The following is a 575-nucleotide window of genomic DNA, read 5'->3' as shown; positions in this document are numbered from 1 at the left end:
CTGTCGAATAAGATATCGTTCGGACGGCTTGCCGGGTCACTCGTGCCGGGTTTCTTGATTTGCACATAGTCACGCAATCCATCATTGCCACGGAAGATGACCTGATTGCCGCCCGTCGATTTCGGCTGGTCATCCACGTTGAAGACGACGTACCGCAGGTCAACCGCGTCTTTCTCAGAATTGTAGAACGTGATGCTGTTGCCTGACACGGCATAGGACAGCTGCCAAGTTCCCGCCGCCGTTGTATCGGTCAGCAGCCCAGGTACGCGCCACGTTTGCCCGGAGACACGAAACATCACGTCAACAACCGCCCTTTGCGAGAGAATGACGCCAGCCGGTGCTGCAATCGTTCTCGATCCATTGGCCGGGATACTATTTTCAGTTCCGTTCATGACGCAGAGAGCCGGTGAACGATTGTTGGAGCTTATGATCGTGCCGAACTCATTGGTCGTGTTCACATCATAGCCTGGTCTGGACAGCACAAACCGGCTGGAACTCGCCTCCAGCGACAGGAGGTTCGGAGCAGATGTATAAGTCCGCATGGCCGATGCGTCGGCGGGCAAGTCCCATACACT

The 575-nt window shown here is 55.7% G+C and carries 1 protein-coding gene; it reads right to left on the bottom strand.

The genetic code is table 11. The features are described from left to right. Positions 1-575: hypothetical protein (locus tag HWD97_RS24255; RefSeq protein WP_371835809.1), on the bottom strand; the 575-nt coding region annotated here is incomplete at both ends.

The sequence above is a fragment of the Ochrobactrum sp. C6C9 genome, from assembly GCF_022627935.1.
GTDB lineage: Bacteria > Pseudomonadota > Alphaproteobacteria > Rhizobiales > Rhizobiaceae > Brucella > Brucella teleogrylli.
The sequence above is the reverse complement of the archived record's forward strand: the minus strand, read 5'-3'. Positions and strand labels throughout refer to the sequence as shown.